This is a genomic window from Amycolatopsis sp. CA-126428 (assembly GCF_002904335.1).
In the GTDB taxonomy this organism is placed as follows: domain Bacteria; phylum Actinomycetota; class Actinomycetes; order Mycobacteriales; family Pseudonocardiaceae; genus Amycolatopsis.
Map to the genome: position 1 here is coordinate 37,378 of NZ_PPHF01000087.1, position 22,863 is coordinate 60,240.

General features: G+C 71.9%; 25 protein-coding genes and 1 pseudogene. 11 read left to right on the forward strand and 15 right to left on the reverse strand.

The window, feature by feature from the left end; all coding sequences use genetic code 11:
• Positions 1–12: 12 nt before the first annotated feature.
• Genes priA through C2L58_RS23625 form a run of 3 tightly spaced genes read right to left on the reverse strand, consistent with a single transcriptional unit; the run spans position 13 to position 2,300 of the window.
• On the reverse strand, positions 13–750 hold the full coding sequence (gene priA / locus C2L58_RS23615; RefSeq protein WP_103339795.1) for a bifunctional 1-(5-phosphoribosyl)-5-((5-phosphoribosylamino)methylideneamino)imidazole-4-carboxamide isomerase/phosphoribosylanthranilate isomerase PriA: 738 nt from the start codon (positions 748–750) through the stop codon (positions 13–15).
• A gap of 36 nt (positions 751–786) precedes the next feature.
• Positions 787–1,404, reverse strand: coding sequence for an imidazole glycerol phosphate synthase subunit HisH (gene hisH / locus C2L58_RS23620; protein ID WP_103339796.1), 618 nt, complete (start codon positions 1,402–1,404; stop codon positions 787–789).
• A gap of 32 nt (positions 1,405–1,436) precedes the next feature.
• Positions 1,437–2,300 (reverse strand): hypothetical protein, encoded by an 864-nt coding sequence (locus tag C2L58_RS23625; protein WP_103339797.1) that lies wholly within the window; start codon positions 2,298–2,300, stop codon positions 1,437–1,439.
• Between the two features lie 170 nt (positions 2,301–2,470).
• Between C2L58_RS23625 and C2L58_RS49860 the strand changes: the two genes are divergently transcribed.
• Genes C2L58_RS49860 through C2L58_RS23635 form a run of 3 tightly spaced genes read left to right on the forward strand, consistent with a single transcriptional unit; the run spans position 2,471 to position 4,460 of the window.
• Entirely contained in the window at positions 2,471–2,647 is a 177-nt protein-coding gene (locus tag C2L58_RS49860) for a hypothetical protein (protein ID WP_199191402.1), read from the forward strand.
• Between the two features lie 48 nt (positions 2,648–2,695).
• Positions 2,696–3,868 (forward strand): acyl-CoA dehydrogenase family protein, encoded by a 1,173-nt coding sequence (locus tag C2L58_RS23630; RefSeq protein ID WP_103339798.1) that lies wholly within the window; start codon positions 2,696–2,698, stop codon positions 3,866–3,868.
• Positions 3,869–3,905: 37 nt separating this feature from the next.
• Entirely contained in the window at positions 3,906–4,460 is a 555-nt protein-coding gene (locus C2L58_RS23635; RefSeq protein WP_199191403.1) for an NIPSNAP family protein, read from the forward strand.
• On the opposite strand, the gene C2L58_RS23640 is transcribed toward C2L58_RS23635, so the two are convergent.
• On the reverse strand, positions 4,446–4,874 hold the full coding sequence (locus tag C2L58_RS23640) for an NUDIX hydrolase (protein ID WP_369904232.1): 429 nt from the start codon (positions 4,872–4,874) through the stop codon (positions 4,446–4,448). The genes C2L58_RS23635 and C2L58_RS23640 overlap by 15 nt on opposite strands.
• 250 nt (positions 4,875–5,124) lie before the next feature.
• Here C2L58_RS23640 and C2L58_RS23645 point away from each other — a divergent pair, with 250 nt between their 5' ends.
• Positions 5,125–5,331, forward strand: coding sequence for a hypothetical protein (locus C2L58_RS23645; RefSeq protein WP_146073653.1), 207 nt, complete (start codon positions 5,125–5,127; stop codon positions 5,329–5,331).
• Positions 5,332–6,442: 1,111 nt separating this feature from the next.
• On the opposite strand, the pseudogene C2L58_RS23655 reads toward C2L58_RS23645, so the two are convergent.
• A pseudogene (locus tag C2L58_RS23655) lies at positions 6,443–7,327 on the reverse strand (transketolase family protein); the annotation flags it as partial.
• A gap of 5 nt (positions 7,328–7,332) precedes the next feature.
• Positions 7,333–8,025 carry a thiamine pyrophosphate-dependent enzyme gene (locus C2L58_RS23660; RefSeq protein WP_103339801.1) on the reverse strand — a complete coding sequence of 231 codons (693 nt, stop codon included), beginning with the start codon at positions 8,023–8,025 and terminating at the stop codon, positions 7,333–7,335.
• Positions 8,026–8,077: 52 nt separating this feature from the next.
• Here C2L58_RS23660 and soxR point away from each other — a divergent pair, with 52 nt between their 5' ends.
• Both soxR and C2L58_RS23670 read left to right on the forward strand, forming a co-directional pair.
• A complete protein-coding gene (gene soxR / locus C2L58_RS23665; protein ID WP_103339802.1) occupies positions 8,078–8,539 on the forward strand; it encodes a redox-sensitive transcriptional activator SoxR in 462 nt (153 codons plus the stop codon).
• A 34-nt stretch (positions 8,540–8,573) separates the two neighbouring features.
• Positions 8,574–9,107 carry an RNA 2'-phosphotransferase gene (locus C2L58_RS23670; protein WP_199191404.1) on the forward strand — a complete coding sequence of 178 codons (534 nt, stop codon included), beginning with the start codon at positions 8,574–8,576 and terminating at the stop codon, positions 9,105–9,107.
• A 245-nt stretch (positions 9,108–9,352) separates the two neighbouring features.
• Here the strand turns inward: C2L58_RS23670 and C2L58_RS23675 are convergent, their stop codons facing one another.
• On the reverse strand, positions 9,353–9,946 hold the full coding sequence (locus C2L58_RS23675) for a TetR/AcrR family transcriptional regulator (RefSeq protein ID WP_103339803.1): 594 nt from the start codon (positions 9,944–9,946) through the stop codon (positions 9,353–9,355).
• A gap of 207 nt (positions 9,947–10,153) precedes the next feature.
• On the opposite strand from C2L58_RS23675, the gene C2L58_RS23680 reads away from it, so the two are divergent.
• Positions 10,154–12,340: an MMPL family transporter gene (locus tag C2L58_RS23680; protein WP_103339804.1), complete on the forward strand. Its 2,187-nt coding sequence runs from the start codon at positions 10,154–10,156 to the stop codon at positions 12,338–12,340.
• A gap of 115 nt (positions 12,341–12,455) precedes the next feature.
• On the opposite strand, the gene C2L58_RS23685 is transcribed toward C2L58_RS23680, so the two are convergent.
• Entirely contained in the window at positions 12,456–13,496 is a 1,041-nt protein-coding gene (locus C2L58_RS23685; protein WP_103339805.1) for an epoxide hydrolase family protein, read from the reverse strand.
• Between the two features lie 38 nt (positions 13,497–13,534).
• On the opposite strand from C2L58_RS23685, the gene C2L58_RS23690 reads away from it, so the two are divergent.
• Complete coding sequence (locus C2L58_RS23690) at positions 13,535–14,095, forward strand: TetR/AcrR family transcriptional regulator (protein WP_103339806.1); 561 nt, start codon at positions 13,535–13,537, stop codon at positions 14,093–14,095.
• Here C2L58_RS23690 and C2L58_RS49865 read toward each other — a convergent pair.
• Positions 14,092–14,250, reverse strand: a complete 159-nt coding sequence (locus C2L58_RS49865; protein ID WP_199191405.1) for a hypothetical protein — start codon at positions 14,248–14,250, stop codon at positions 14,092–14,094. The two genes, C2L58_RS23690 and C2L58_RS49865, sit on opposite strands and share 4 nt — an antisense overlap.
• 17 nt (positions 14,251–14,267) lie before the next feature.
• Between C2L58_RS49865 and C2L58_RS23695 the strand changes: the two genes are divergently transcribed.
• A complete protein-coding gene (locus C2L58_RS23695; protein ID WP_103339807.1) occupies positions 14,268–14,999 on the forward strand; it encodes an MBL fold metallo-hydrolase in 732 nt (243 codons plus the stop codon).
• Here C2L58_RS23695 and hisB read toward each other — a convergent pair.
• The 3 genes from hisB to hisD are packed head-to-tail and all read right to left on the reverse strand — an operon-like array spanning position 14,996 to position 18,014.
• Positions 14,996–15,595, reverse strand: coding sequence for an imidazoleglycerol-phosphate dehydratase HisB (gene hisB, locus C2L58_RS23700; RefSeq protein ID WP_103339808.1), 600 nt, complete (start codon positions 15,593–15,595; stop codon positions 14,996–14,998). The two genes, C2L58_RS23695 and hisB, sit on opposite strands and share 4 nt — an antisense overlap.
• Positions 15,592–16,692 carry a histidinol-phosphate transaminase gene (locus C2L58_RS23705; RefSeq protein WP_103339809.1) on the reverse strand — a complete coding sequence of 367 codons (1,101 nt, stop codon included), beginning with the start codon at positions 16,690–16,692 and terminating at the stop codon, positions 15,592–15,594. The genes hisB and C2L58_RS23705 overlap by 4 nt, the downstream gene beginning before the upstream one ends.
• Positions 16,689–18,014 carry a histidinol dehydrogenase gene (gene hisD / locus C2L58_RS23710; RefSeq protein ID WP_103339858.1) on the reverse strand — a complete coding sequence of 442 codons (1,326 nt, stop codon included), beginning with the start codon at positions 18,012–18,014 and terminating at the stop codon, positions 16,689–16,691. The genes C2L58_RS23705 and hisD overlap by 4 nt, the downstream gene beginning before the upstream one ends.
• A gap of 94 nt (positions 18,015–18,108) precedes the next feature.
• Between hisD and C2L58_RS23715 the strand changes: the two genes are divergently transcribed.
• Positions 18,109–18,903: a carbon-nitrogen hydrolase family protein gene (locus tag C2L58_RS23715; protein ID WP_103339810.1), complete on the forward strand. Its 795-nt coding sequence runs from the start codon at positions 18,109–18,111 to the stop codon at positions 18,901–18,903.
• A gap of 10 nt (positions 18,904–18,913) precedes the next feature.
• Here the strand turns inward: C2L58_RS23715 and C2L58_RS23720 are convergent, their stop codons facing one another.
• From C2L58_RS23720 to eccB, 3 genes are read right to left on the reverse strand one after another with little or no spacing between them, the layout of a single operon-like run.
• A complete protein-coding gene (locus C2L58_RS23720) occupies positions 18,914–19,552 on the reverse strand; it encodes a response regulator (RefSeq protein ID WP_103339811.1) in 639 nt (212 codons plus the stop codon).
• Complete coding sequence (locus C2L58_RS23725; protein WP_233225884.1) at positions 19,549–20,244, reverse strand: response regulator transcription factor; 696 nt, start codon at positions 20,242–20,244, stop codon at positions 19,549–19,551. Before C2L58_RS23725 ends, C2L58_RS23720 begins: the two co-directional genes overlap by 4 nt.
• 11 nt (positions 20,245–20,255) lie before the next feature.
• Positions 20,256–21,677 carry a type VII secretion protein EccB gene (gene eccB, locus C2L58_RS23730; RefSeq protein WP_103339813.1) on the reverse strand — a complete coding sequence of 474 codons (1,422 nt, stop codon included), beginning with the start codon at positions 21,675–21,677 and terminating at the stop codon, positions 20,256–20,258.
• A gap of 141 nt (positions 21,678–21,818) precedes the next feature.
• On the opposite strand from eccB, the gene C2L58_RS23735 reads away from it, so the two are divergent.
• The gene (locus tag C2L58_RS23735) at positions 21,819–22,862 is read left to right on the forward strand and encodes a type VII secretion protein EccE (protein WP_103339814.1); all 1,044 of its coding nucleotides are present in this window, start codon (positions 21,819–21,821) and stop codon (positions 22,860–22,862) included.
• Position 22,863: the final 1 nt, after the last annotated feature.

Genomic DNA, 22,863 nt, shown 5'->3' on the forward strand with positions numbered 1-22,863 from the left:
GTGTCCGGGCGACTAGAGCTTCGCGACCGCGGCGAGGGCCTCCGGCAGCGTGAACGCGCCGGCGTAAAGCGCCTTGCCCACGATGGACCCCTCGACCCCATCGGACGCCAAGCCCGCCAGGGCGACGAGGTCAGCCACGCTCGACACCCCACCGGAGGCGATCACCGGCGCGTCCGTGCGGGCGACGACGTCACGCAGCAGCTCGAGGTTCGGGCCGCGCAGCGTGCCGTCCTTGCTGACGTCGGTGACGACGTAACGGGACGCGCCGTCGCGGTCGAGGCGCTCCAGGACGTCCCACAGGTCGCCGCCGTCGGAGGTCCAGCCGCGGGCCGAAAGCCGGTGGCCGGCGTCGGTGATCCGCACGTCGAGGCCGATCGCGACGCGGTCGCCGTACTCGCCGATGACCCGGCTGGTCCACTCCGGGTCCTCGAGCGCGGCGGTCCCGAGGTTGACCCGCCGGGCCCCGGTGTCCAGGGCGGCCTTCAGGGACGCGTCGTCGCGGATGCCGCCGGAGAGCTCGACCTGCACGTCGAGCCGGCCGACGACCTCGGCGAGCAGCTCGCGGTTGCTGCCCTTGCCGAACGCGGCGTCGAGGTCGACCAGGTGGATCCACTCGGCGCCGTCGCGCTGCCAGGCCAGCGCGGCCTCCAGCGGGCTGCCATAGGAGGTCTCGGTGCCGGCCTCGCCCTGGACGAGTCGCACGGCCTGGCCATCGGCCACATCAACGGCGGGAAGGAGCGTGAAAGTCACGCGGCTCACTCTAGGGCGGAGACCCGGATCACCCGGTCAGAGGGTCGCCAGCCAGTTGCGCAGCAGCTGCGCCCCCGCGTCACCGGACTTTTCCGGGTGGAACTGGGTGGCCCACAGCGGCCCGTTTTCGACCGCGGCGACGAAGTCCTCGCCGTGGTGGGCCCAGGTGACCTTCGGTTCCTGCCCGGCCAGGCCGTCGAGCTCCCACGTGCGCGCGGCGTAGGAGTGCACGAAGTAGAACCGCTCCTCGGGGTCGAGACCGGCGAAGAGCTGCGAGTCCGCGGGCGCGCGCACGGTGTTCCACCCCATGTGCGGCAGGACGTCGGCGTGCAGGCGGTCGACGACCCCGGGCCACTCCCCGGTGCCTTCGGTCTCCTCGCCGTGCTCCACACCGCGGGAGAACAGGATCTGCATGCCGACGCAGATGCCGAGCACCGGCCGCCCACCGGCCAGCCGCTTCCCGATGATCCGGTGCCCCTGCACGTCCAGCAGCCCCGCCATGCAGGCGGAGTAGGCACCGACGCCGGGCACGACCAGGCCGTCGGCTTCGACGGCGGCATGCGGGTCGGCGGTGACCTCGACGTCGGCCCCGGCGCGCGCCACAGCGCGTTCGGCGGAGCGGAGGTTGCCGGAACCGTAGTCGAGGATCACCACACGAGACACGCCACCCAGCGTAGCCGTCCCCCTCAGCGGCGCTCGAAGGAATAGACGTCGGTCACCGTGTTGCAGGGTGACGGCGGCACGACCTCGACGCGCAGCACGCCGTCGTCGTAGTCGACGCCTTCCGGCGTGAAGGTGCCCGTGCAGGTGCTGACCAGCGGAACCTGGCCGATCTCGTGGACCCGGGCGGGCACGTCGCGGCCGTTCAGGGGGCGCGCGAGGTCGATCTGCAGGAGCTGCAGGTTCGTCGGGTACAGGTCGTTGTACGGGTCGCTGGTCGCGCAGATCAGGCGCGTCGCGCCGACGAAGTCGCAGCCCTGGGCGCTGCGGATGTGGTGGTCGAGGTGGATGCGGGCGGCGACCGGGAGGTCGCCGGCCACCTTCGGGCCGCGCGGGTTGAGGAAGGGCGTCGGGGAGACGAAGAGGCGGTCGACCTCCCCGAGCGGGCCGGAGACGAGCCACTGCCCGTCGGGCGTGGCCGCGACCTGCGCGTTCGCGTTGACGGCCGGCTCGTCGGGCTGCAGCGGGTGGACGAACTCCGTCGTCGTCCCGTCCGGCTTGGTGACCAGGTACATCTTCGTGGCCGGCGTCGGGGTCCGGGTGTCCTGGTAGACGTCGAAGACGTAGCCGCGCAGCGAGTCGGGGTCGCCGACGTGGCCCCAGCCCTCGTCCTTGAGCGGCTGCGGGATGGTGGCGCCGTTGCGGTAGACGATCTCGGGGGCGTGGCCGGGCAGCCGGAGTGTCGCGAGGCCCTCGCCGCTGATCCGGTTCTCGGCGGTGGTGTGGCCGATCCGCTGCCAGCGGGTGCCGTGCGCGGTGGCGACGCCGGTGGCGGCGAGCAGGGTGGCGGTGGTGAGGGCGAGCAGACTTGCCGTCCGCAGTGCGCGCATGTGCGCTCCTGGAGGTCGAGGCCTTGGCGGCGGCGACGTCATCCTGCCACAGAGCGCGCGCCGGCCGGAAAGATCTTGAAGAAATCCGTTTGACCGTCCCGCTCCCCGGGTATCACTTCACCCGATCGTGTGCGCTCAGCCCGGCACGACCGGACGCCAGGGAGGCGAAGATGGCCGAGGACGATCTGCTGTCCCAGATGCTGCACGCCTGGCGTGACGACATCGAAAGCGTGCCGTTTCCGCAGTTCAGCGAGCTGCTGATCCCCCGCCAGCAGACCCGCCCGCGGTGCACGCCGAGCGCGTCTGCTGCCCGCGTGACGAACGCCACGCGGAGAACAGACGCCTGACTGTGGTTTCCTGCGGGAGCCGCATCGACGCGTCCCCGGGAGCCCATCATGAGCCGCACCCCTGACCCGCACGACTTTCTCGACCTCGACGCCGGGCTCGCCGAAGAGGAACGCGCCATCCGCGACGCCGTCCGCGCGTACGCGAAGGACCACCTGCTGGACCACGTCGCCGACTGGTACGAAACGGGCGCGCTGCCCGCGGCGGAGCTGGCGAAGGGCTTCGGCTCGCTCGGCCTGCTCGGCATGCACCTGGAGGGCTACGGCTGCGCCGGCACCAGCGCCATCGCGTACGGGATCGCGTGCCGTGAGCTGGAGGCCGTCGACTCGGGCCTGCGCAGCTTCGTCTCGGTGCAGGGATCGCTGGCGATGTACGGGATCCACAAGTGGGGCAGCGAAGAGCAGCGGCAGGAGTGGCTGCCGCGGATGGCCACCGGCGAGGCGCTGGGCTGCTTCGGCCTGACCGAACCGGACGCGGGCAGCGACCCCGGTTCGATGCGGACCCGCGCGGTGCGCGACGGCTCCGACTGGGTGCTCTCCGGCACGAAGATGTGGATCACCAACGGAACCGTCGCCGACGTCGCGGTCGTCTGGGCGCAGACCGACGACGGCATCCGCGGCTTCGTCGTCCCGACGTCGACGCCGGGCTTCACCGCGAACGAGGTCAAGCACAAGCTGTCGCTGCGGGCGTCCCTGACGGCGGAACTCGTCCTCGACGGCGTCCGGCTGCCGGCATCGGCGGCGTTTCCCGAGGTCCGCGGGCTGCGCGGGCCGCTGTCCTGCCTCAACGAAGCCCGCTACGGGATCCTGTTCGGGGTCGTCGGCGCGGCGCGCGCGTGCTACGAAGCCGCGTTGGAGTACACGCTCTCGCGGTCGCAGTTCGGGAAGCCGCTCGCCGGGTTCCAGCTGACCCAGCGCAAGCTCGCCGACCTGCTCGTCGAGGTCAACCGCGCCGGCCTGGTGGCGCTGCAGATCGGGCGGCTCAAGGACGCCGGCGCCCTGCACCACAACCACGTCAGCTTCGGGAAGATGGCGAACGTCCGGTCGGCGCTGGACGTGGCCCGCACCGCGCGTTCGATGCTCGGCGCCAACGGGATTTCGCTGGAGTACCCGGTGATGCGGCACATGGCGAACCTCGAGACGGTGCTGACGTACGAAGGCACCGAGGAGATGCACGCGCTGTCCCTCGGCCAGGCGGTCACGGGGCTGGCGGCGTTCCGCTGACCGGTTTTTGTCGGTGGTGCCCGCTAGCTTCTGCACCATGACCACTTCCGAGACTTTCACCGACTTCGAAACCGTGGTGGAGCTGCGGCGCTACACCTTGCACCCCGGCCGGCGCGACGAGCTGATCGAGCTGTTCGAGCGCGAGTTCGTCGAGCCGCAGGAGGCCGCGGGCGCGCACTTGTTCGGGCTGTTCCGCTCGCGGGCATCCCCGGACGAGTTCGTGTGGCTGCGCGGCTTCCGTTCGATGTCCGAACGCAAGGCGGCGCTGGAGCAGTTCTACTTCGGCCCGGTCTGGAAGGAGCACCGATCAGCGGCGAACGAGACGATGATCGACTCCGACAACGTGCTGTTGCTGCGCCCGGTCCGCCGCGGCCTGGCATCCCCGCCGCAGGGAGCGGGCCTGCACGTGACGGTGTCGTCGCCCGCGCCCCCACCGGAGTCGGCGTTCGCGGCGTTCGAGACGGAGCCGGCTCCGAACACGTTCCCGCAGCTACCGGTCCGCACGGACGGCCCGTTCTCGGTGTGGTTCAGCCGGGTGGCCACGGATTCCTCGTTCGAGCTCGTCCCGACTGCGCGGTCACTGATCCGCTGAAAGGAGTCCGATGAGCCCAGTGGGGTAGAGGATCTTGCTGCCGTCCCGGAACTCGCGGACGTCGACCCACCGCGCGGTGGCGGGGTCGTCGAGGATCTTCATCTCGTCGCGCCGGTAGAAGCTGTCATCGACGAACTCGGCGGTGAAGACGAAGGCGATCTCGTGCCCGGGCCGGTCACGCCAGGTGAAGACGTTCTCGAGCACCCCGAGCCGATCACCGACCTTGATCTCGGCACCGAGCTCTTCGCGGAACTCGCGCACGAGGGCATCTTTGCTGCCCTCACCGAACTCGACCCCGCCCCCGAGCGGCCGGTAGTAGGTCTCGCCTTTGAAGTCGTCACGCCCTTCGAAGACGAGCAGTGCGTCGCCGCGCCAGATGATCCCGAGCGCGAGCGGCCGGATGGTGAGCCCCATGGGCATCACGCTAGCGGTCCGCGCCTCCCGAAGCACGAGCCCGGCCACCCACCCGGCCCCGGCGACACCGAGCACCCCGACGGCCAGCCACGCCCACCCACCCCCGAAAACCCCGGCCAAGGCAACGGCAACGATCCCCACGGCCGGCACCGCCCAGGGCGAAACCCCCATGACCACCTCGTCCCAGCTTGTCGACTGGGCCTGAATGCTGGCCTAACATGGTCGGATCCTGGAGGGCGGGGTGAGGCGCATGCGCAGGCTTCGGCTCCTCGTCGCCTTGGCGATGCCCGGTCTCTTCGGCTACGGCAAAGGCCCGCTCCCGCCGCCCGGAGAGAGCGAAGACACGACGGGGAACAGCAAGTGCCCGCGGTGCGGGGGCAGCCTCCGCCGCCGCGAGGGCAAGTCCTACTGCCGCAAGTGCGCGAGGGTGATCTACAAGTCCCCGGGGAACGACTGAGGTGGCCGGTCCCGCGCTGCCCGACGCCGCGGTCGGGCTGGGGTCACGCATCGGCCGCTATTTCAGCGTGGTCAGCGTGCTGCCCGCCCTGTTCCTCGTCGTGTGGACCGCGGCGCTGGTGACCAGCGAGGCCTGGCGGGGCCGGCCCGACGTGGGGTTGATGGTGCGGAGGCTCGGCGGCCTGAACCTCAGCGGCGCCGCGTGGCTGATCCTGGTCACGATTCTCGTGGCGCTGTTCCTGCACCCGCTGCAAGTGGGGATGACCCGGCTGCTGGAGGGCTACTGGGGAAGCTCGCGCCTGGCGGTTCTCCTGCTCCGGCTGCGCATCACCCGGTACCGGAAGCGCCGGGAGCGGCTGGAAGATCGCCGGGATCGCCTCGAGGACATCCGCGACCGGGAGCTCGACCGGCTCATGGCGGCCGCCCACCGGGAAGCCGTGGCGGCCGGCGAAGACGACCCCGACCCCGCCCACTTGCCGAAGCGGCAGCTCAAGGACGCCCGCGAAGCGATGTTGGAAAGCCCGGCAGGGCAGCCCCTCAGCGGAATCCACGCCGCGCGGTCCACGATCCCGCGTGCCCTCGCACGCTATCCGCATGTGTCACGAACGATGCCGACCAGACTCGGCAACGCCCTGCGCTCCGGCGAAGACAAGGCCGGGCGGCAATACCGGCTCGACGTCGTCAAGACCGCACCGCACATCGGGCTCGTCGCCCCGCACAGCCACCTCGACTACATCGACGACGCCAGGCAGCAGCTCGACACGTCGGCGCGGCTGTGCGTGGTCGCGTTCGTGGTGACCATCGAAACGGCGGCGTTCCTGGTGACCGGCGGCTGGTGGCTCCTGATCGCGTTGGGCCCGTATTTCCTGGCGTACATCGCTTATCGTGCATCCGTGGCGGCGGCGGAGCAGTACATGGGCATCGTGAGCACCGTGCTGGACCTGAACCGGTTCAAGATGTACGAAAGCCTGCACCTGCCGCTGCCGCCGACCGCGGAGGAAGAACGCCGGAGCAACGAGAAACTGATGCGATTCCTCGGCGGCGAATCCGAACATCTGCGGTACAAGCACCCTGCCGCCGGCACCCCCAGTGCCGGCGACACCCCGCCTACTCCCCCAAAACTCCCTGATCGCCAACCCCAGCGACCCGGCATCCAGCCCATGAGCCAGATCGTGGTCCCCGATCTCCCCGTACGTCCGCACCTCCACATCCCGCCGAACCCCGAGCGCCTTCAACCGGTGCGGCACGTCCGAAAGCGCCTCCGCCACCCACGAAGAAGACGTCCCCGCCAGGTACGGCTCCACCAGCACGACAGAAGCCGAAGCCGAAAGCACCGCCGACCGCAAACCAGCCGCGTCAAAGGGCCGGATCGTCGAGGCGTACAGCACCGTCACATCCAGGCCCGCCGTCGCGCGCAGGACGCGGTCCAGCACGGGACCCACCGCCACCACCACGCCGTCAGCGCCGGCACGCAAGCGGGTGAACCCCACCCCCAGGTGCGGGGAAGCGTTTTCCTGCGCCGAAAGCCGCAGGTACACGCGGCCGTCGCCGGGGATCGACTCCAGGAGCAGCCGGCGGGCCTCCTCCGGGTGGCCCGGCACGTGGACCGTCCAGGCCGGCAGGGAATCGATGAGTGCGACGTCGGCCGGGGACTGGTGGGTGCGGCCCGCCGTCGACATGTCGTACGACGCACCCCACGACACCAGGACGCCGCCCACCTCCTGGTGCGAGAAGTCCAGCTTGATCTGCTCGAAAGCGCGCTCCACCAGGAACGACGGGAACGTGTGCACGATCGGCCGCAGGCCCGCGAGCGCCAGCCCGGCGCCCGTGCTGACCAGCAGCTGTTCGCGGATCCCGACGTTGATCACCCGGTCCGGGTGCCGCCGCGCGACGCCGGCGAGCTGCGCGGCCGAGATGTCGGCCAGCACGACCGCGACGTCCGGGTCGGCGTCGATGATCCGTTCGGTGGTGGCGAGGAAGGTTTCCCGCATCGGCATCGGGTTCAGCCCTTCGGCTCGACGACGGCGACCACGGCCAGCGGCCGGCCGGGGTGGGTGGTGGTGAAGGCCTCGTACAGCGCGTCGTGGTCGCGGCCGGAGACTGTGCGCGTCTCCCAGCCTTCGACGGCGAAGCGGCGCGCGATGCCACCGGGCCAGCCGCGCGTCGACGACCGGTTGTCGATCACCACCGTGGTCAGGTTTTCGAGGCGATCCCGCGCCGCGACGACGATCGCCTCGTGGTTCGAACCCTCGTCCAGCTCGGCGTCGCCGACGAGCGTCACGACCTTCGCGCTCGTCAGGCCGCGGGCGCGCAGGCCCAGCGCGGTGCCGAACGCGATCGGCAGGCCGTGGCCGAGGGAGCCGCTGGAGATTTCGACGCCGGGGATGCGGCGCCGGTCGGGGTGGTAGCCGAGCCGCGACGCCGGGCCGGACCACGTCGCCAGCTCGGCCTCGGCGATGAAGCCTTTCGCGGTGAGCACGGCGTAGTACGCCATCGGCCCGTGCCCCTTGGACAACAGGAACCGGTCGCGGCCGGGCTCACGGAAGTTCTCGGGCGTGACGTCGAGCACGCGGTCGTAGAGCACCCACAGTACGTCCAAAGTGGACTCCGCGGCGGCGCTGTGCTTTTCGTCGCCGGTCATCAGCGATATCAGCCGGGGCAGGTCGGCGTAGCCCGGCGCGGTCACAGTGGTCATCACCCGACGATGCAACCTCGACTAAACTCGAAGTCAAGGATAGCCTGAGCTGGTGACCAGGCTCGCTGAACATCTCAGCATCGGACAGGTGGCGGAACGCAGCGGGGTTCCGCACACGGCACTGCGGTTCTACGAGGAGAAGGGGCTGATCAGCTCGGAGCGGTCGGCGGGCAACCAGCGCCGGTACCCGCGTTCGGTGCTGCGCCGGATCGCGTTCATCCGCGCCGCGCAACGGGTCGGGCTCTCGCTCGAGGACATCAGTTCGGCGCTGGCCACGCTGCCGGCGGAGCACGCCCCGACGAAGGCGGACTGGGGCCGCCTGTCCCGCGACTGGCAGCACGAGCTCGACGCGCGCATCGACGCCCTGCAGCGGCTGCGCGACCGGCTCACCGGCTGCGTCGGCTGCGGCTGCCTTTCCCTGCGCAGCTGTGCGTTGTACAACAACGACGACGAGCTGGCCCGCTTCGGTCCGGGCGCGAGCAAGCTGCGGCCCGCGGTCGAGGGCGGCATCTAAACCGCTTGCGCCCGGGGAGCATGCTGGAAAGGCCATGAACGAAAGAGAACTGATCCGCATCTCGAAGCGGCTGTCGCGGCACCTCCGCCACGACCCCGCCGCCCTCGGCCTCACGCTCACCCCCGACGGCTGGGTCCCGGTCGACGCGCTCGTGCGCGCCCTCGGGATCACCCGCGCGGAGCTCGACGAAGTGGTCGAGAAGAACAACAAGCGCCGCTTCGCCTTCGACGAAACCGAAACGCGCATCCGCGCGAGCCAGGGCCACAGCGTCACGGTCGACCTCGGCCTCCCGGACGCCACCCCGCCGGACGTGCTCTACCACGGCACGGTGGCGAAGTACCTCGACGCGATCTTCCGCGAAGGCCTGCGCCCGATGAACCGCCACGCGGTCCACCTGTCGGCCACCGCGGAAACGGCCGGAATCGTCGGCGCCCGCCGCGGCAAGCCGGTGATCCTCCGGGTCGACGCCGCCGCGCTGGCCGCGGAAGGGCACGCGTTCCAGGTGAGCGCGAACGGAGTCTGGCTGACCCCCTCGGTCCCCCCGCACCACCTCGCCCGCCTCACCTGAGCCGTGTCGACCCGCCAATCACGCGTGTCGCCCCGCTGATCACGCCAGTTCCGCCGCCGTCCACGCAATCCGACCCTCCCGGTACGCGAACCGACCCTCCTGGTACGCGGACCGACCGTCCAAGTACGCGAACTCGCGTGATTGCCGGGTCGACACACGTGATTCAAGGGTCGACTCGCGTGATTGGAGGGTCGACTCGCGTGATTGGAGGGTCGACTCGCGTACCTGGAGGGTCGGGTGGGGGGTCAGAGCGCGGGGACTGGGGTGGTGGCTCGGCGGCGGGGGCGGCCGAGGAGGCGGCGGCCCACGTCGAGCAGCTCCACGCGCAGCTCTTCGCCGCCGAGGGCGGCCAGGTCGGGGGAGCCGCCCGCCATCGCGATGCCCGTCAACGTCACCAGGGCGTTCACCCGGGCCGTCGTGTCCGGATCCGGGCCCGAGAGGATGGCCAGCAACGCCTGGCCGAAGCCCTCCATGCCGCCGTGGGCCGACTTCTCGATCGCGCGGGCGATGCCCGGGTCGCTCGAAAACAGCGCCACCAGCGCCCGGTGGCGGATCACCAGGTCGACGAACCCCTCGAGCAGCAGGTCCACCTGCGCGCCCCGGCGCTTCTGCGCCGCGGCCCGGCGGACCAGCTCGTCCAGGTCGCGGACGCCCGGCTCGGCGACCGCCTCGGTGATCTCCGCCTTCGTCTTGAAGTGGTAGTACACAGCCGCCTTGGTGATGCCCAGCGCGTCGGCGATCATCTGCAGCGACGTGCCCTCGACCCCGTGTTCGGTGAACAGGCGCAGCGCGGTCTGCAGCAGTCGGGTCCGGGTGTCCTCGGCCGGGCCGGCGGTCATTCTTCCTCCTCATCGAGCCGTCGGAGCCTACGTCACGCCCTGTCGATCGGCAAACCGCCTTACTAGCCGAACGGCTAGGGACAAACCTTGCTGTTCGGCAAGTCACATCCTTGCCGATCGGCTTGGACCTTCCCTTGCCGATCGGCTAGCTTGGGAAGGGACCTGATGGAGTGAACCGAGCCCGTTCGGGCGAAACGGAGCTGACTCGTGGCGACCTTCCTGTACCGGCTCGGCCGGTTTTCGTTCCGGCGCAGAGCGCTGGTCGCGGCCGTCTGGGCGGCGGTCCTGGTGGCACTGGGCCTGGGCGCGCTGACGCTGTCGGGTCAGCTGTCGAACTCGGTGACGATCCCCGGCACCGAGTCGCAGCGGGCGATCGACCAGCTCACCGAGAAGTTCCCGCAGGCCAACGCCGGTGGCGCCACCGCGCGCGTCGTCATCGAGGCCCCGGCCGGGACCACGGTGACCGACGCGAAGGGAAAGGCCGCCGTCGAAGCCCTGGTCGGGCAGCTGAAGACGGCGCCGAAGGTCGCCGCCGTGGTCGACCCGTTCCAGGTGAAGTCGATCTCACCCGATCAGCGCGTCGCGCTCGCTCAGGTCAGTTACGGAGCGAAGGCGTACGAACTGACCGACGAGGACCGTCAGGCGCTGCTGGACACCGCCAACGCCGGACGCGCCGCCGGGTTCACCGTCGAGTTCGGCGGTGACGCCGTGCAGGGCGTGCCCGCGACCGGGGCCACCGAAGGCCTGGGCGTCGCGGTCGCCGCCGTCGTGCTGGTCATCACGTTCGGCTCGCTGCTCGCGGCCGGGATCCCGCTGCTCACCGCGCTGATCGGCGTCGGCACCGGCATGGCGGGCATCTTCCTCGCCTCCGGCTTCCTGGAGCTGAACTCGAACACCCCGATCCTGGCGCTGATGATCGGCCTGGCCGTCGGCATCGACTACGCGCTGTTCATCGTGTCGCGCTACCGCCACGAACTGGGCATCGGCCGCGACCCCGAAGAAGCGGCCGGCCGCGCCGCCGGCACCGCCGGGTCCGCCGTCGTGTTCGCCGGGCTCACCGTCATCATCGCGCTGGCCGGGCTCACCGTGATCGGCATCCCGTTCCTCGGCCAGATGGGCGTCGCCGCGGCCGTCACCGTCGCGGTCGCCGTGCTCATCGCCCTGACGCTGCTGCCCGCGATCCTCGGCTTCGCCGGCGCCCGGGTCGCCGGCAGCCGCATCCGGCTCCGCCGCAAGCCGGTCGAAACGACGCACGGGGAACGCTGGGCGCGGTTCGTCGGCCGCCACCGGATCCCGGTGCTGCTGGTCGCGCTGGCCGGGATGGCCGTCGTCGCGCTGCCCGCGCTGAGCATGCAGCTCGGCCTGCCCAACGACAGCACGGCCGCACCGGAGTCGACGCAGCACAAGGCGTACGAGATCGCGAGCCGCAGCTTCGGCCCCGGCTCGAACGGGCCGCTGCTGGTCGTCGTCGACGTCTCTTCGAGCACGAACCGCCAGGCCGCGCTCGGCCGGGCCGCGGCCGACATCCAGAAGCTTCCGGACGTCGCCGCCGTCACGCCGCCGCGGGTCAACCAGGCCGGTGACACCGCGCTGCTCACGGTGATCCCGAAGAGCGGCCCGAGCAGCTCGCAGACCGAAGACCTGGTGGCCGCGATCCGCACCGAATCCGGCGCGCTGGAGACCGGGACGGGCGCGAAGCTGTCCGTCACCGGCCAGACCGCGGCGAACATCGACGTCTCCGAGAAGCTGTCGGACGCGATGCTGCCCTACCTGGCGCTGATCGTCGGGCTGGCGTTCGTGCTGCTGATGCTGGTGTTCCGCTCGGTGGTGGTGCCGCTGAAGGCGACGATCGGCTTCCTCGGCTCGGTCGCGGCGACGTTCGGTGCGGTGGTCGCGGTGTTCCAGTGGGGCTGGCTCACCGACCTGCTCGGCGTCGCTTCGACCGGCCCGATCATGAGCATGCTGCCGATCCTGCTCATCGGTGTCCTTTTCGGACTCGCGATGGACTACCAGGTGTTCCTGGTGACGCGGATGCGCGAGGAACACGTCCACGGCGCGGAGCCCCAAGAAGCGATGGTCACCGGCTTCCGGCACGGCGCGCGCGTGGTGGTCGCGGCGGCGCTGATCATGATCAGCGTGTTCGCCGGGTTCGTGCTCGCCGAGTCGTCGCTGATCCAGTCGATCGGCTTCGCCCTGGCGTTCGGCGTGCTGGTGGACGCGTTCGTGGTCCGCATGACGCTGGTCCCGGCGGTGATGTCCCTCCTCGGCCGCGGTGCGTGGTGGCTGCCGAAGTGGCTGGACCGGATCCTGCCGGATGTCGACGTCGAGGGCGAGAAGCTCACGAAGCACCTCGACGAGCCGGAGGAGCGGGAACTGGTCGGCGCGAGCCGCTGACCTTGGTTGTCCACAACCCCGCGGGGTTGTGGACAACCAGGCTTCGGCCACGGGTTTTGTCGGGCACCACCGGTAGACTGGACTTGGGACGCCCCCCGGGAGGGTGGGGGCATGCTCAGCCGCCCAGCTTGATCGCTCGGCGCAGGTCGTCGGCGTACGCCTCCGGCTGTTCCCAAGCCGCGAAGTGGCCCCCGGCACCATGTTCCACGTACTCGCGCACGTTCAAGAACACCTCCGCGTAACTCCGCGGCTCCGGTTTGCTGTCCCGCGGGAACACCGAAAGCACGGTCGGCGTCTCGACCCGGGCGGGCAGCGCCGCCGGTTCGGTGTACGTGGCGAACGACGTTCCGATCGTGCCGGTGACCCAGTAAGCCATGACCCAAGTGAGCAGCTCGTCCACCGTGAACGAACCCTCGTCAGACCACGACTCGAGCTTCTCGACGATCCACGCCGCCAGGCCGGCGGGTGAGTCGCCGAGGGCGACGGCAAGGGTGTTCGGGCGCGTCGACTGCTCGGCGATGTAGCCGCCCTCGGCCCGGAACCACTGCCCCGCCCGGGCCAGGTAAGCCGCCGCGTCGGGTGGGAGCTTGGCCGGGTCCACCGTGAGGGCGCGCTGCGGGGCGACGTTCGTCAGGTGCAGGGCGGCCACCCGGTCCGGGTGCTCGCCCGCGAGGATCTCCGCCACGGTGCCGCCCACATCGCCGCCGGACAGGGTGTACCTCGGGTAACCGAGCTCGGCGAGGGCGGCCGCGATGCTCCCCGCCATCCGACCGGCCGACATCCCGGGCGTGGTGAGCGGCGCCGCGAACGGGAAGCCCGGCAGCGCCGGCACCACCACGTGCGTGTCCGCGAGCAGCGGCAGGATGCGCTCGAACCGCAGCACCGAGTCCGGCCAGCCGTGCAGCAGCACGACGACCGGCGCGCCCGGATCCGCGGACCGCTGGTGGACGACCCGCAGCTCAGCACCGGCCGCCCGCACCGTCACCCAAGGCAAGTCGCCGATGCGGCGCTCGTGCACGGCCCAGTCGTACCCGTTCGCCCAGCGGTCGAGGAGCGCGTCGAGGCAGGTGCCGCCGATGCCGCGCGTGCGATCCTCACTCCACGGGGTCGTGACCCGCCGGGTCCGCCGGAGCCGGTCGCGCATCTCGTCGTCCATGTGTATCAGCGTACACATCATTGTGTATGCTCGTACACATGAGTTCGCGCGACGCGGCCGCCACCCGGCAGCGGATCCTGGAGCACGCTCGACGCCACTTCGCCCGGCACAGCTACACAGCCGTCACGGTCAAGGGCGTGGCCGACGCCGCCGGCGTGTCGCCCAACCTCATCACCCGCTACTTCGGCGGCAAGGACGGCCTTTTCCTGGCCGCGACGCGCGTGGAGATCGCGGTCGCGGACTCCTTCGACGGCGACCGGTCCACGCTGGGCGCCCGGCTCGCGGCGAACATCGTCCGGCGCTGGTTCGGCGCCCCCGGGGAAGATCCGCTGCTGGTGCTGCACCGCGCGTCCGGCGAACGCCCGGAGGCGGCGGAGGCGCTGGCCGCGTTCCTCGACACGCACTCACTGGAGCCGCTACAGCGCTACCTGCGCGACAGCGGCCTCGACGACGCGGACGCCCGCAGCCGGGCCGCCGCGATCGACGCGTTCGTGCTCGGCGTCTCGACGCGCCGCCGGGTCCTGCGGTCCGAATTGGGCGATCCCGCCGCACTGGAGGCTTGGCTGGGTGCCACCATCCAGCGGCTGGCCGACGGCTAGCTCGAGAACCAGAAGATCGCGCCGCCGATGGCGAGCAGCGCCGCGACACCCAGGACCACGGCCATGAACTTCGCCGTCTTCCACGTCGAGTAGACGCCGCCCACCAGGAAACCGCCCAGGGCGAGCAGAAGGACGCCGACGACTCCGCTGTTCATGTCGGTTAGGGTGCCACATGTCCTTGGAGTTGATCGTGCTGGGCAGCGCGACCCCGTACCCCCGCCCCGGCGAGCCGTGCTCGGGGTACCTCGTCCGCGGGAACGGCACGACCGTCTGGCTGGACGCCGGCCCCGGCACCCTCGCCGCGCTGCAGGACCACACCGCGTTCACCGACGTCGACGCCATCTGGATCTCGCACCTGCACGCCGACCACGTCGCCGACTTGCTGCCGGCGGTGTACGCGCTGCTCTTCGCCGATCTCCGGCCCGCGAAGCCGCTGCCGCTCTACGGGCCGCCCGGGATCCGCGACCGGCTCGGTGACTTCCTCAGCAACACCGGCCCGGCGCCGATCGAGCAGGCCTTTCACGTGCACGAGCTGCACGACGGCCACTTCGCCGAAGTGCACGGCCTGACCCTGGCCACGACCGCGGTCGAACACGGCTTCCCCGCCTTCGGCGTCCGCGTCACCGACGGTGACCGCGTGCTCGCCTACTCCGGTGACACCGGCCCGTGCGCCGCCCTCACCGAACTGGCCAACGGCGCCGACCTCTTCCTCTGCGAGGCCGACGGTCCGGACCCGTCCCCGGTGCACCTCACGCCGGAGGACGCGGCCCGCGCCGCGCACGGGGCCGGGCGGCTCCTGCTGACCCACCTCGGCCCGTTCCTGACGCCGGAGCAGGCCGCCGAGCGCGCCGCGACCGTCCACACGGGAAGCATCGAGGTCGCGGCGGCCGGCGTCCGGTACTAGAGCACGCCCTTCGTCGAGGGGATGCCGCCCGCGCGCGGGTCCGGCTCGGTCGCCGCGCGCAACGCGCGGGCCACCGCCTTGTACTCCGCCTCCGCGATGTGGTGCGGGTCGCGGCCGTGGATCACCCGCACGTGCAACGCGATCTGGGCGTGGAACGCCAGCGAGTCGAACACGTGCCGGGTCAGGACGAACGGGTAGTTGCCGCCGATGGTGAACGTGGTGAACTGCTCCGGCTCGCCCACGTGCACGCAGTACGGCCGGCCCGAGACGTCGACCGCCGCGTGGGCGAGGGTTTCGTCCATCGGGATCCACGCGTCGCCGAAGCGGCGGATGCCGCTCTTGTCGCCCAGGGCCTGGCGGATCGCCTGGCCCAGCACGATCGCCGTGTCCTCCACCGTGTGGTGGGCGTCGATGTGGATGTCGCCGGTGGCCTCGACCTTCAGGTCCAGCGAGCCGTGGACGCCGAACGCCGTCAGCATGTGGTCGTAGAACGGGACGCCGGTCGAGATGTCGACTTCGCCCGTTCCGTCGAGGTCCAGCTGGACGAAGATCGAGGACTCCTTGGTGGTCCGTTCGACCTTGCCGATGCGGGTCATCGCGAGACTTCCTTACTCGCCTCGAGGAAGGCGTCGTTCTCTTCCGGGGTGCCGATGCTCACGCGCAGGTGACCGGGGATGCCCGGGTCGCGGATCAGCACCCCCCGATCCAAATAGGACTGCCAAGCCGCCGAAGGCGAAGCGAACCGTCCGAAGAGGACGAAGTTCGAGTCGCTCGGCACCGGGTCGTAACCCAGTCCCGCCAGCGCTTCCACGACGCGGTCGCGTTCCGCGGCCAGCTTGTGCACACTGTCCAAAGTGGCGTCCGCGTGCCGCAGGGCCGCCCGCGCCGCCGCCTGCGTCAGCCGGGACAGGTGGTAGGGCAGGCGCACCAGCTGCAGCGCGTCGACGACCGCCGGGGCCGCCGCCAGGTAGCCGAGCCGCCCGCCCGCGAAGGCGAACGCCTTGCTCATCGTGCGCGAGACGATCAGCCGCGACGGGTAGTCCGCCAGCAGCTCGACCGCGCTCGGCTGCGACGAGAACTCCGCGTACGCCTCGTCGACCACGACGATGCCGGTGGCCACGTCGAGCAGGGACCGCAGCTCGGAAAGCGGGATCGAGCCGCCCGTCGGGTTGTTCGGGCTGGTGACGAACACGACGTCCGGACGCCGTTCCGCGATGACCGCGGCCGCCGCGGCCGTGTCGAGGCTGAAGTCGTCGCGGCGCGGCGCCGGCACCCACTCGGTGCGGGTGCCCGACGCGATGATCGGGTGCATCGAGTACGACGGCTCGAAGCCGAGCGCGCTGCGCCCGGGACCGCCGAACGCCTGCAGGATCTGCTGCAGCACCTCGTTGGACCCGTTGGCGGCCCAGACGTTCGCCTCCGACAGCACCACCCGCGTCGACACGCTCAGGTAGTCGGCCAGGTCCTGGCGCAGCGCCACCGCGTCGCGATCCGGGTAGCGGTGCAGCTCGGCCGCCTCGAGACGGACCGCCTCGGCCACGTCCGCGACCAGCTCGGGCGGCGGCGGGTACGGGTTCTCGTTCGTGTTGAGCCGGATCGGGACATCCAGCTGCGGTGCGCCGTACGGCGACTTGCCGCGCAGGTCGTCCCGCAGCGGCAGCTGGTCCAGGGTGACCTCTTCGCCGATCGTCATCGGACCGAACCTCCGAAGCGCGCGGTGACGGCCTCGCCGTGCGCGGGCAGGTCCTCGGCGTCGGCCAGCGCGACGACGCGGCCGGCGACCTCGCGCAGCGCGTCCTCGGTGTAGTCCACGACGTGGATGCCCTTGAGGAAGCTCTGCACGGACAGGCCCGAGGAGTGGCGGGCGAACCCGCCGGTGGGCAGGACGTGGTTGGACCCGGCGCAGTAGTCGCCCAGCGACACCGGGGCGTACGCGCCGACGAAGATCGCGCCGGCGTTGCGGACCCGGGCGGCGACCGCGCGCGCGTCCGCCGTCTGGATCTCCAGGTGCTCGGCGGCGTAGGCGTCGACGACGCGCAGGCCGTCGTCCACTGTGGACACCAGGATGATGCCGGACTGCTTGCCCGCCAGCGCTTCGGCGACCCGCGAACTGTGCTTCGTCGCGGCGACGCGGTTCACCAGTTCCTTGTCGACGGCGTCGGCCAGCTCGGCCGACGTCGTCACCAGGACACTCGCGGCGAGGGGGTCGTGCTCGGCCTGGCTGATCAGGTCGGCGGCGACGTGCACCGGGTCGGCCGTCTCGTCGGCGAGGATGGCGATCTCGGTGGGCCCGGCCTCGGCGTCGATGCCGATCAGGCCGCGCAGGAGCCGCTTGGCCGCGGTGAGGTAGATGTTGCCCGGCCCGGTGACGACGTCGACCGGGGCGAGCTCGGCGCCGTCGGTGTCCGTGCCGCCGTACGCCAGCAGCGCGACGGCCTGCGCGCCGCCGGCCGCCCAGACCTCGTCGACGCCGAGCAGCTCGGCCGCGGCGAGGATGGTCGGGTGCGGCAGGCCGTCGAACGCGGCCTGCGGCGGCGAGCAGACGACCAGGGAGCCGACGCCGGCGATCTGCGCCGGGACGACGTTCATCACCACCGTCGAGGGGTACACGGCCAGCCCGCCCGGCGCGTACAGGCCGACGCGCTCGACCGGCACCCACTTCTCGGTGACCGTGCCGCCCTCGACGACGGTGGTCGTGACGTCGGTGCGGCGCTGCTCGGCGTGCACCTTCCGGGCGCGGGTGATCGACTCCTCGAGCGCGGCGCGCACGGCCGGGTCCAGCTCGGCCAGCGCCTTCGTCAACCGCTCACGCGGCACCCGCACGGACGCGGGCCGCACCTTGTCGAACTTTTCGGTGTACTCGAGGACGGCTTCGACACCGCGGTCGCGGACCGCCTCGACCACCGGGCGCACGTGATGCAGCGCCGCGTCCACGTCGTATTCGGCGCGGGGGAGCGTGGCGCGCAGTTCGGCGGCGGTCGGGACCTGCCCTCGCAGGTCGGTGCGGTTCAACATGACCACCAGGGTACGAGGTCACGCCGAACGGGTTTTCGGCGATACTCCCTGGTGCGGCGGAATCACGGCCGATCCCAGCATGCAGGAGGCAGCGGTGGCGCGAATCGCGTTGTGCCAGGTCAACTCGGGTGACGATCCGGAGGCGAACCTGAAACTCGTTCGCTCTCGGGTGGAGGCCGCGGTGGCGGACGGCGCGCGGATCGTCGTGTTCCCCGAAGCGACCATGGCGCGGTTCGGCCGGCCGCTCGAACCGGTCGCGGAGCCCCTCGACGGCCCGTGGGCGTCGGCCGTGGCCGCGGTGGCCGCCGAGCACGACGTGGTGATCGTGGCCGGCATGTTCACCCCCGCGGACGAGGGCCGGGTCCGCAACACGCTCCTGATCACCGGCGGCGGGCACCACCGCGGCTACGACAAGATCCACCTCTACGACGCGTTCGGCTTCGCCGAGTCGGACACGGTGGCGCCCGGTTCCACGGCGACCACGTTCGAGCTCGACGGCGTCGTCTACGGCGTCGCGACCTGCTACGACGTGCGGTTCCCGGAGCTGTTCCGCGCCCTGGCCGACGACGGCGCCGACGTCGTGCTGCTGCCGGCGTCGTGGGGCGCGGGCGAGGGCAAGCGCGAGCAGTGGGAGGTCCTGGTGCGCGCGCGGGCGCTGGACTCGGGCTGCTGGGTGCTGGGCTGCGGCCAGGCCGACCCCGCGGCGACGGACGTCACGGTCAACCCGAAGGCGCCGACGGGCATCGGGTACTCGCTGGTCGCGGACGGCTTCGGCCGGGTGGCCGCCCAGGCCGGGGCGGCGCCGGAGACGCTGCTGGTGGACGTGGACACCGCGGTGCCGGCCAAGGCTCGCGCGGCGACGGGAGCCCTGGCCAACCGCCGCCTCTAGCGGGCCGGCGTCAGCGGAGCAGGCCTTCGCGGATGGCGACGCGGACGAAGCCCGCGCGTCGCCGTTCGCCGGTCTTGTCGCGGATGCGGTCCAGGTACGACCGCACCGTGCGGACGCTGATGTTGAGGATCTCGGCCACGTCGACGTCCCGCTCCCCCGCCGCCACCAGGCGGAGGACCTGCTTTTCCCGCTCCGACAGCACGATCTTCGGGCCCGCGTGCCGCTCTTCGCTGTCCTGGATGATCATCCCGGCCAGCGTCGGCGACACGTACGCGTTGTCGTCGGCGATCGTGCGGATCGCGCGCAGGAGCTCGTCGCCGTCGACGTCCTTCGACAGGAAGCCCTTCGCGCCCGCCTGCATCGCGCCGAGCACCTCCGGCTGCTCCGCGTGCGCGGACACCACCAGCACCTTGTGCCCCATCTGCCCGACCTCCAGGACCGCGGCCGCGTCCTGGACGCCCCGCAGCTTGAGGTCGAGGACGACGACGCTGCCCGCCGCCTGGTCCTGGACCGCGAACCGGGCCACCGAGTCGGCCACCGCGCCGAGCTCGATGTCCGGGGCCTCGGTCAGCACGCGGGTCAGCGCGTACCGGTAGAGCGGGTGGTCCTCGATCACGCCCACGGAGATGGGCCGCGCGGAGTCGCTCATTTGCGGCCGCCGCGCCGGGGGTTCGCGTCGCCGATCAGGCCGCGCCGGATGGCCTCCTTGACCAGGCCCGGCCGCCGCCGTTCGCCCGTCTTGTCGCGGATGCGGTCGAGGTAGCCGCGGACCGTCCGGACGCCGATGCCGAGGATCAGCGCGATGTCGACGTCCCGCTCCCCCGCCGCCACCAGCCGCAGCACCTGCTCCTCGCGCGGCGACAGCTCGGCTTCGGCCGACACGGCGGGCCGGTCGGCGTTGTCCTTCATGATCATCCCGGCGACCACCGCCGAGACGTACGCGCCGCCGTCGGCGACCGTCTTGATCGCGATCAGCAGCTCGTCCGCGTCGACGTCCTTCGACAGGAACCCGCGCGCCCCCGCCGCGATGGCGCCGAGCACGACCTCCGGTTCCGCCTGCGCGGAGACCACGAGCACGTGGTGCCCGAGCTCGCAGACCTCCAGCACGGCCGCCGCACCCGCGACACCCGGCAGGCCCAGGTCGAGCAGGACCACGCTGCCCGGCGGCTGCCGGTGCACGTGGAACCGGGCGACCGAATCGACGACCGCGCCGAGCTCGACGAAGTCGGCCTCGGCCAGCACACGTTCCACGGAGACGCGGTAGAGCGGGTGGTCTTCGATGACCGCGACCCGGACCCGCCCCTGGTCCAGTTCACCCTCGGTCGAACGCTCTTCTGTCATGTGCACGACTTTCACCCCGTTCCACCCGACGGAGCCGGCCGTCCGGCCGTGGCCGGGTCCAGCGCGGGGCCCGTCGGCACCAATGCCAGCAAACTACCGGTGACCGGCGGCTTGGCGACGCCTCCGTAGCCGAGCGAGGCCAACGCCTGCGCGGTCACCACCGGGTACTTCCGGCCCGTGTCGGTCACCAGGTACGCGGTGGCCGAACCGGCTTCGACGACGACGGCTCCCCCCGAGGGAGGCACGAACACCTCGTCCGCCACCCTTGCTTCGGTCCGGGTGGCGACCTGGATGGCTTTGGCGCCCGCGGGAAGCGGGAATTCGGCCGAAACGAGCAACCGGCTGCCCTGAACGCACAGCGCCACGGCGTTGCCGGTGATCGGCGCCTTGCCGGGGATGCGGTCGGGGTAGGCGGCCGGGTCGGCACCGCCGGCGCGCGGCGCGGCGGCCTTCGCGACCGCGGCGACGTCGGCCGCGCGGACCTCCACCGGCGCGGGCGGCCCGGGGTAGGCGGCGGCGTTGGCCCCCGTCGTCACCAGCAGGCTCGCCTCGGTCTGCCCGACCGGCTCCAGGCCCTCGCGGCGGACCAGGTAGTACGACGTGGCTGTGCCGGGCGCGGCCATCGCGTCGACGACGGCGAGGACTTCGCCGACCCGGGTGCCGCGGCCGCCCACCGCCGGCCCGGGATCACCGGCGCCGGCGACCGGCAGCGCGGTCAGGTCCCGGCCGGCCGGGACGGTGTCGAGCCACCGCGACGACACCGCGATCGTCGGGTAGCTGTCGAACTGCAGCGCCGTCGCGGCCTCGTCGCTCAGCCGGTAGCGCCGTCCCCCGGCGAGCAGGAAGCGCTCCCCCGCCGGCAGCCGCACGATCACGCCCTGGTCCCGCGGCAGCTCGACGCCGGAGGCGGGCGCAGCCAGCAGGACGGCGGTGCGCGGCTCGGCCGACGCGGGCGCGTCCTGGGTGGTCCGGCTGCAGCTCGTCCAGGGCGTGGTCACGAGCGCGCTCGACGCCGGCAGCGAGTCGGGCGCGCCGGGGATGCCGATCTGGGTGCCGCGGCCCGCCTTGCCGAGGTTCTCCGGCGACACGGAAACGGTCGCGTCGCCGTTGCCGCCGGCCAGCAGCCGCGCGGAGGCGTAGTTGAGCACCGGGTGCAGGACGCCGTCGGCACCGAGCACGAACCGCGCGCCGGTGCCCTCTTCGACGATCACCTTGCCGCCGGCCAGCCAGTCCTTGCCGCCGGCGGGGTTCAGCAGGCCGATGATGCCGAAGACGGCGGTGACCAGGAGGGCGGCCACGACGCCCAGCACCGTGCCGAGCACGAGCCGGCGGCTGGGCGAGACGGGGTGGTTGGCGTCGGCGGCGACGAGCGCGGAGACGAGCCTGCGGCGGAGGAACTGGTAGGCCTGGATCTGGTCCCGCTGCGTCCACACGCTGCTGTGCCCCCGGCTGTGTCCGTCGACCCTCCGAGCACTTGATGCTAGGCACCGCACCAGGGGGCGGCGAGGGTAATTTTTACGCCCACGCCGTATCTGGGGAGGCAGTAGCGTCGAGGGCCGGGGAAAGGGGAGCCCGTGTCCGTCGATACCGCTGTCCGCCGCCCGGCGCCGTCCCGGCCCGCGTCCACGCCGCTGCCGTGGCTGCTGCCGATCCGGCCGCTGCAGGCGGCGCTGTGGGAGCTCGCCGCGATCGCCGTGCTGCTCGCCTGGCTCGTCGACGGCGTCCCGCAGCCGGTGCGGATCGCGGCCGGCACGGTGGCCGGGTCGCTCGTGCTGCTGACGTCGGTGCGGTTCGCGGGCCGGCACCCGGCGGGCTGGGCGCTGACCTGGACGGCGTTCCGGTTGCGCCGCCACGACACCCGCCGCGACAGCCCGGACCCGCTGCTGCGCGTGGCGGGGCCGGTGAAGGTCCGCCAGCACGTCGACCGCGCGGGCAACCGCTTCGGCGTCGCGGAGGTCGACGGCGGGTGGAGCGCGCTGATCCGCTTGACGCCGGACCCGGGCGCACCGGGCCCCCTGGTCGAGGTCCTGTGTTCGGCGTACCGGCGGGCGGACATCCCGCTGGCGTCGGCCCAGCTGCTGACCTGGGCGATCCCGCACGGCGACCAGGTGCTGCGGGTGCGCTGGCTGGCGGTGCGCTACCGGCCCGACCTGGCCCCGATCGCGGCGCTGGCCCGCGGCGGCGGTGACCTCGGAGCGCTGCGCAGCACGGCGTCGGCGGCGCTGAGCTTGATGGGTGCGCTGGCCGAAGCCGGGTACCAGAGCACGGTGCTGGAGGCCGGGGAGCTGGCGAAGGAACTGCGGGTGGCCCTGGGCGTCCAGGGCCCGGCGGCCGGGCCGCCCGAGCGGTGGAAGTCGTGGGTGTGGGGCGATTCCACGCAGGTGTGCTTCACCCCGCGGTCGCCGCGCCTGGTGGACTTTTCGGTGCCGGGCGCGGCTTTCACGGCGACGTCGTACACCTTGACCCGGACGCCGGGCGGCAAGGAGAAGGCGGAAGTGACGATCCGCGTCGGCGCGCGGCCGGATGCTCCGGTTCCGGTGCCGCCCGCAGTGGTCCCGCTGCACGGGCGGCACGGAGCCGGGGTCCGGAAGACGCTGCCGCTCGCGCTGGACAGCTGAT

Coding starts and splice junctions, on each gene's coding strand:
- C2L58_RS23690 (WP_103339806.1), top strand. CDS start 13,535: ATGAGTTCGCGCGACGCGGCCGCCACCCGGCAGCGGATCCTGGAGCAC.
- hisD (WP_103339858.1), bottom strand. CDS start 18,014: ATGTTGAACCGCACCGACCTGCGAGGGCAGGTCCCGACCGCCGCCGAA.
- C2L58_RS23645 (WP_146073653.1), top strand. CDS start 5,125: ATGCGCAGGCTTCGGCTCCTCGTCGCCTTGGCGATGCCCGGTCTCTTC.
- C2L58_RS23695 (WP_103339807.1), top strand. CDS start 14,268: ATGTCCTTGGAGTTGATCGTGCTGGGCAGCGCGACCCCGTACCCCCGC.
- C2L58_RS49865 (WP_199191405.1), bottom strand. CDS start 14,250: ATGAACAGCGGAGTCGTCGGCGTCCTTCTGCTCGCCCTGGGCGGTTTC.
- C2L58_RS23625 (WP_103339797.1), bottom strand. CDS start 2,300: ATGCGCGCACTGCGGACGGCAAGTCTGCTCGCCCTCACCACCGCCACC.
- C2L58_RS23720 (WP_103339811.1), bottom strand. CDS start 19,552: ATGAGCGACTCCGCGCGGCCCATCTCCGTGGGCGTGATCGAGGACCAC.
- C2L58_RS23670 (WP_199191404.1), top strand. CDS start 8,574: ATGAACGAAAGAGAACTGATCCGCATCTCGAAGCGGCTGTCGCGGCAC.
- C2L58_RS23630 (WP_103339798.1), top strand. CDS start 2,696: ATGAGCCGCACCCCTGACCCGCACGACTTTCTCGACCTCGACGCCGGG.
- C2L58_RS23725 (WP_233225884.1), bottom strand. CDS start 20,244: ATGACAGAAGAGCGTTCGACCGAGGGTGAACTGGACCAGGGGCGGGTC.
- C2L58_RS23705 (WP_103339809.1), bottom strand. CDS start 16,692: ATGACGATCGGCGAAGAGGTCACCCTGGACCAGCTGCCGCTGCGGGAC.
- C2L58_RS23635 (WP_199191403.1), top strand. CDS start 3,906: ATGACCACTTCCGAGACTTTCACCGACTTCGAAACCGTGGTGGAGCTG.
- C2L58_RS23640 (WP_369904232.1), bottom strand. CDS start 4,874: ATGGGGCTCACCATCCGGCCGCTCGCGCTCGGGATCATCTGGCGCGGC.
- C2L58_RS23685 (WP_103339805.1), bottom strand. CDS start 13,496: ATGGACGACGAGATGCGCGACCGGCTCCGGCGGACCCGGCGGGTCACG.
- hisB (WP_103339808.1), bottom strand. CDS start 15,595: ATGACCCGCATCGGCAAGGTCGAACGGACCACCAAGGAGTCCTCGATC.
- C2L58_RS23660 (WP_103339801.1), bottom strand. CDS start 8,025: ATGACCACTGTGACCGCGCCGGGCTACGCCGACCTGCCCCGGCTGATA.
- C2L58_RS49860 (WP_199191402.1), top strand. CDS start 2,471: ATGGCCGAGGACGATCTGCTGTCCCAGATGCTGCACGCCTGGCGTGAC.
- C2L58_RS23675 (WP_103339803.1), bottom strand. CDS start 9,946: ATGACCGCCGGCCCGGCCGAGGACACCCGGACCCGACTGCTGCAGACC.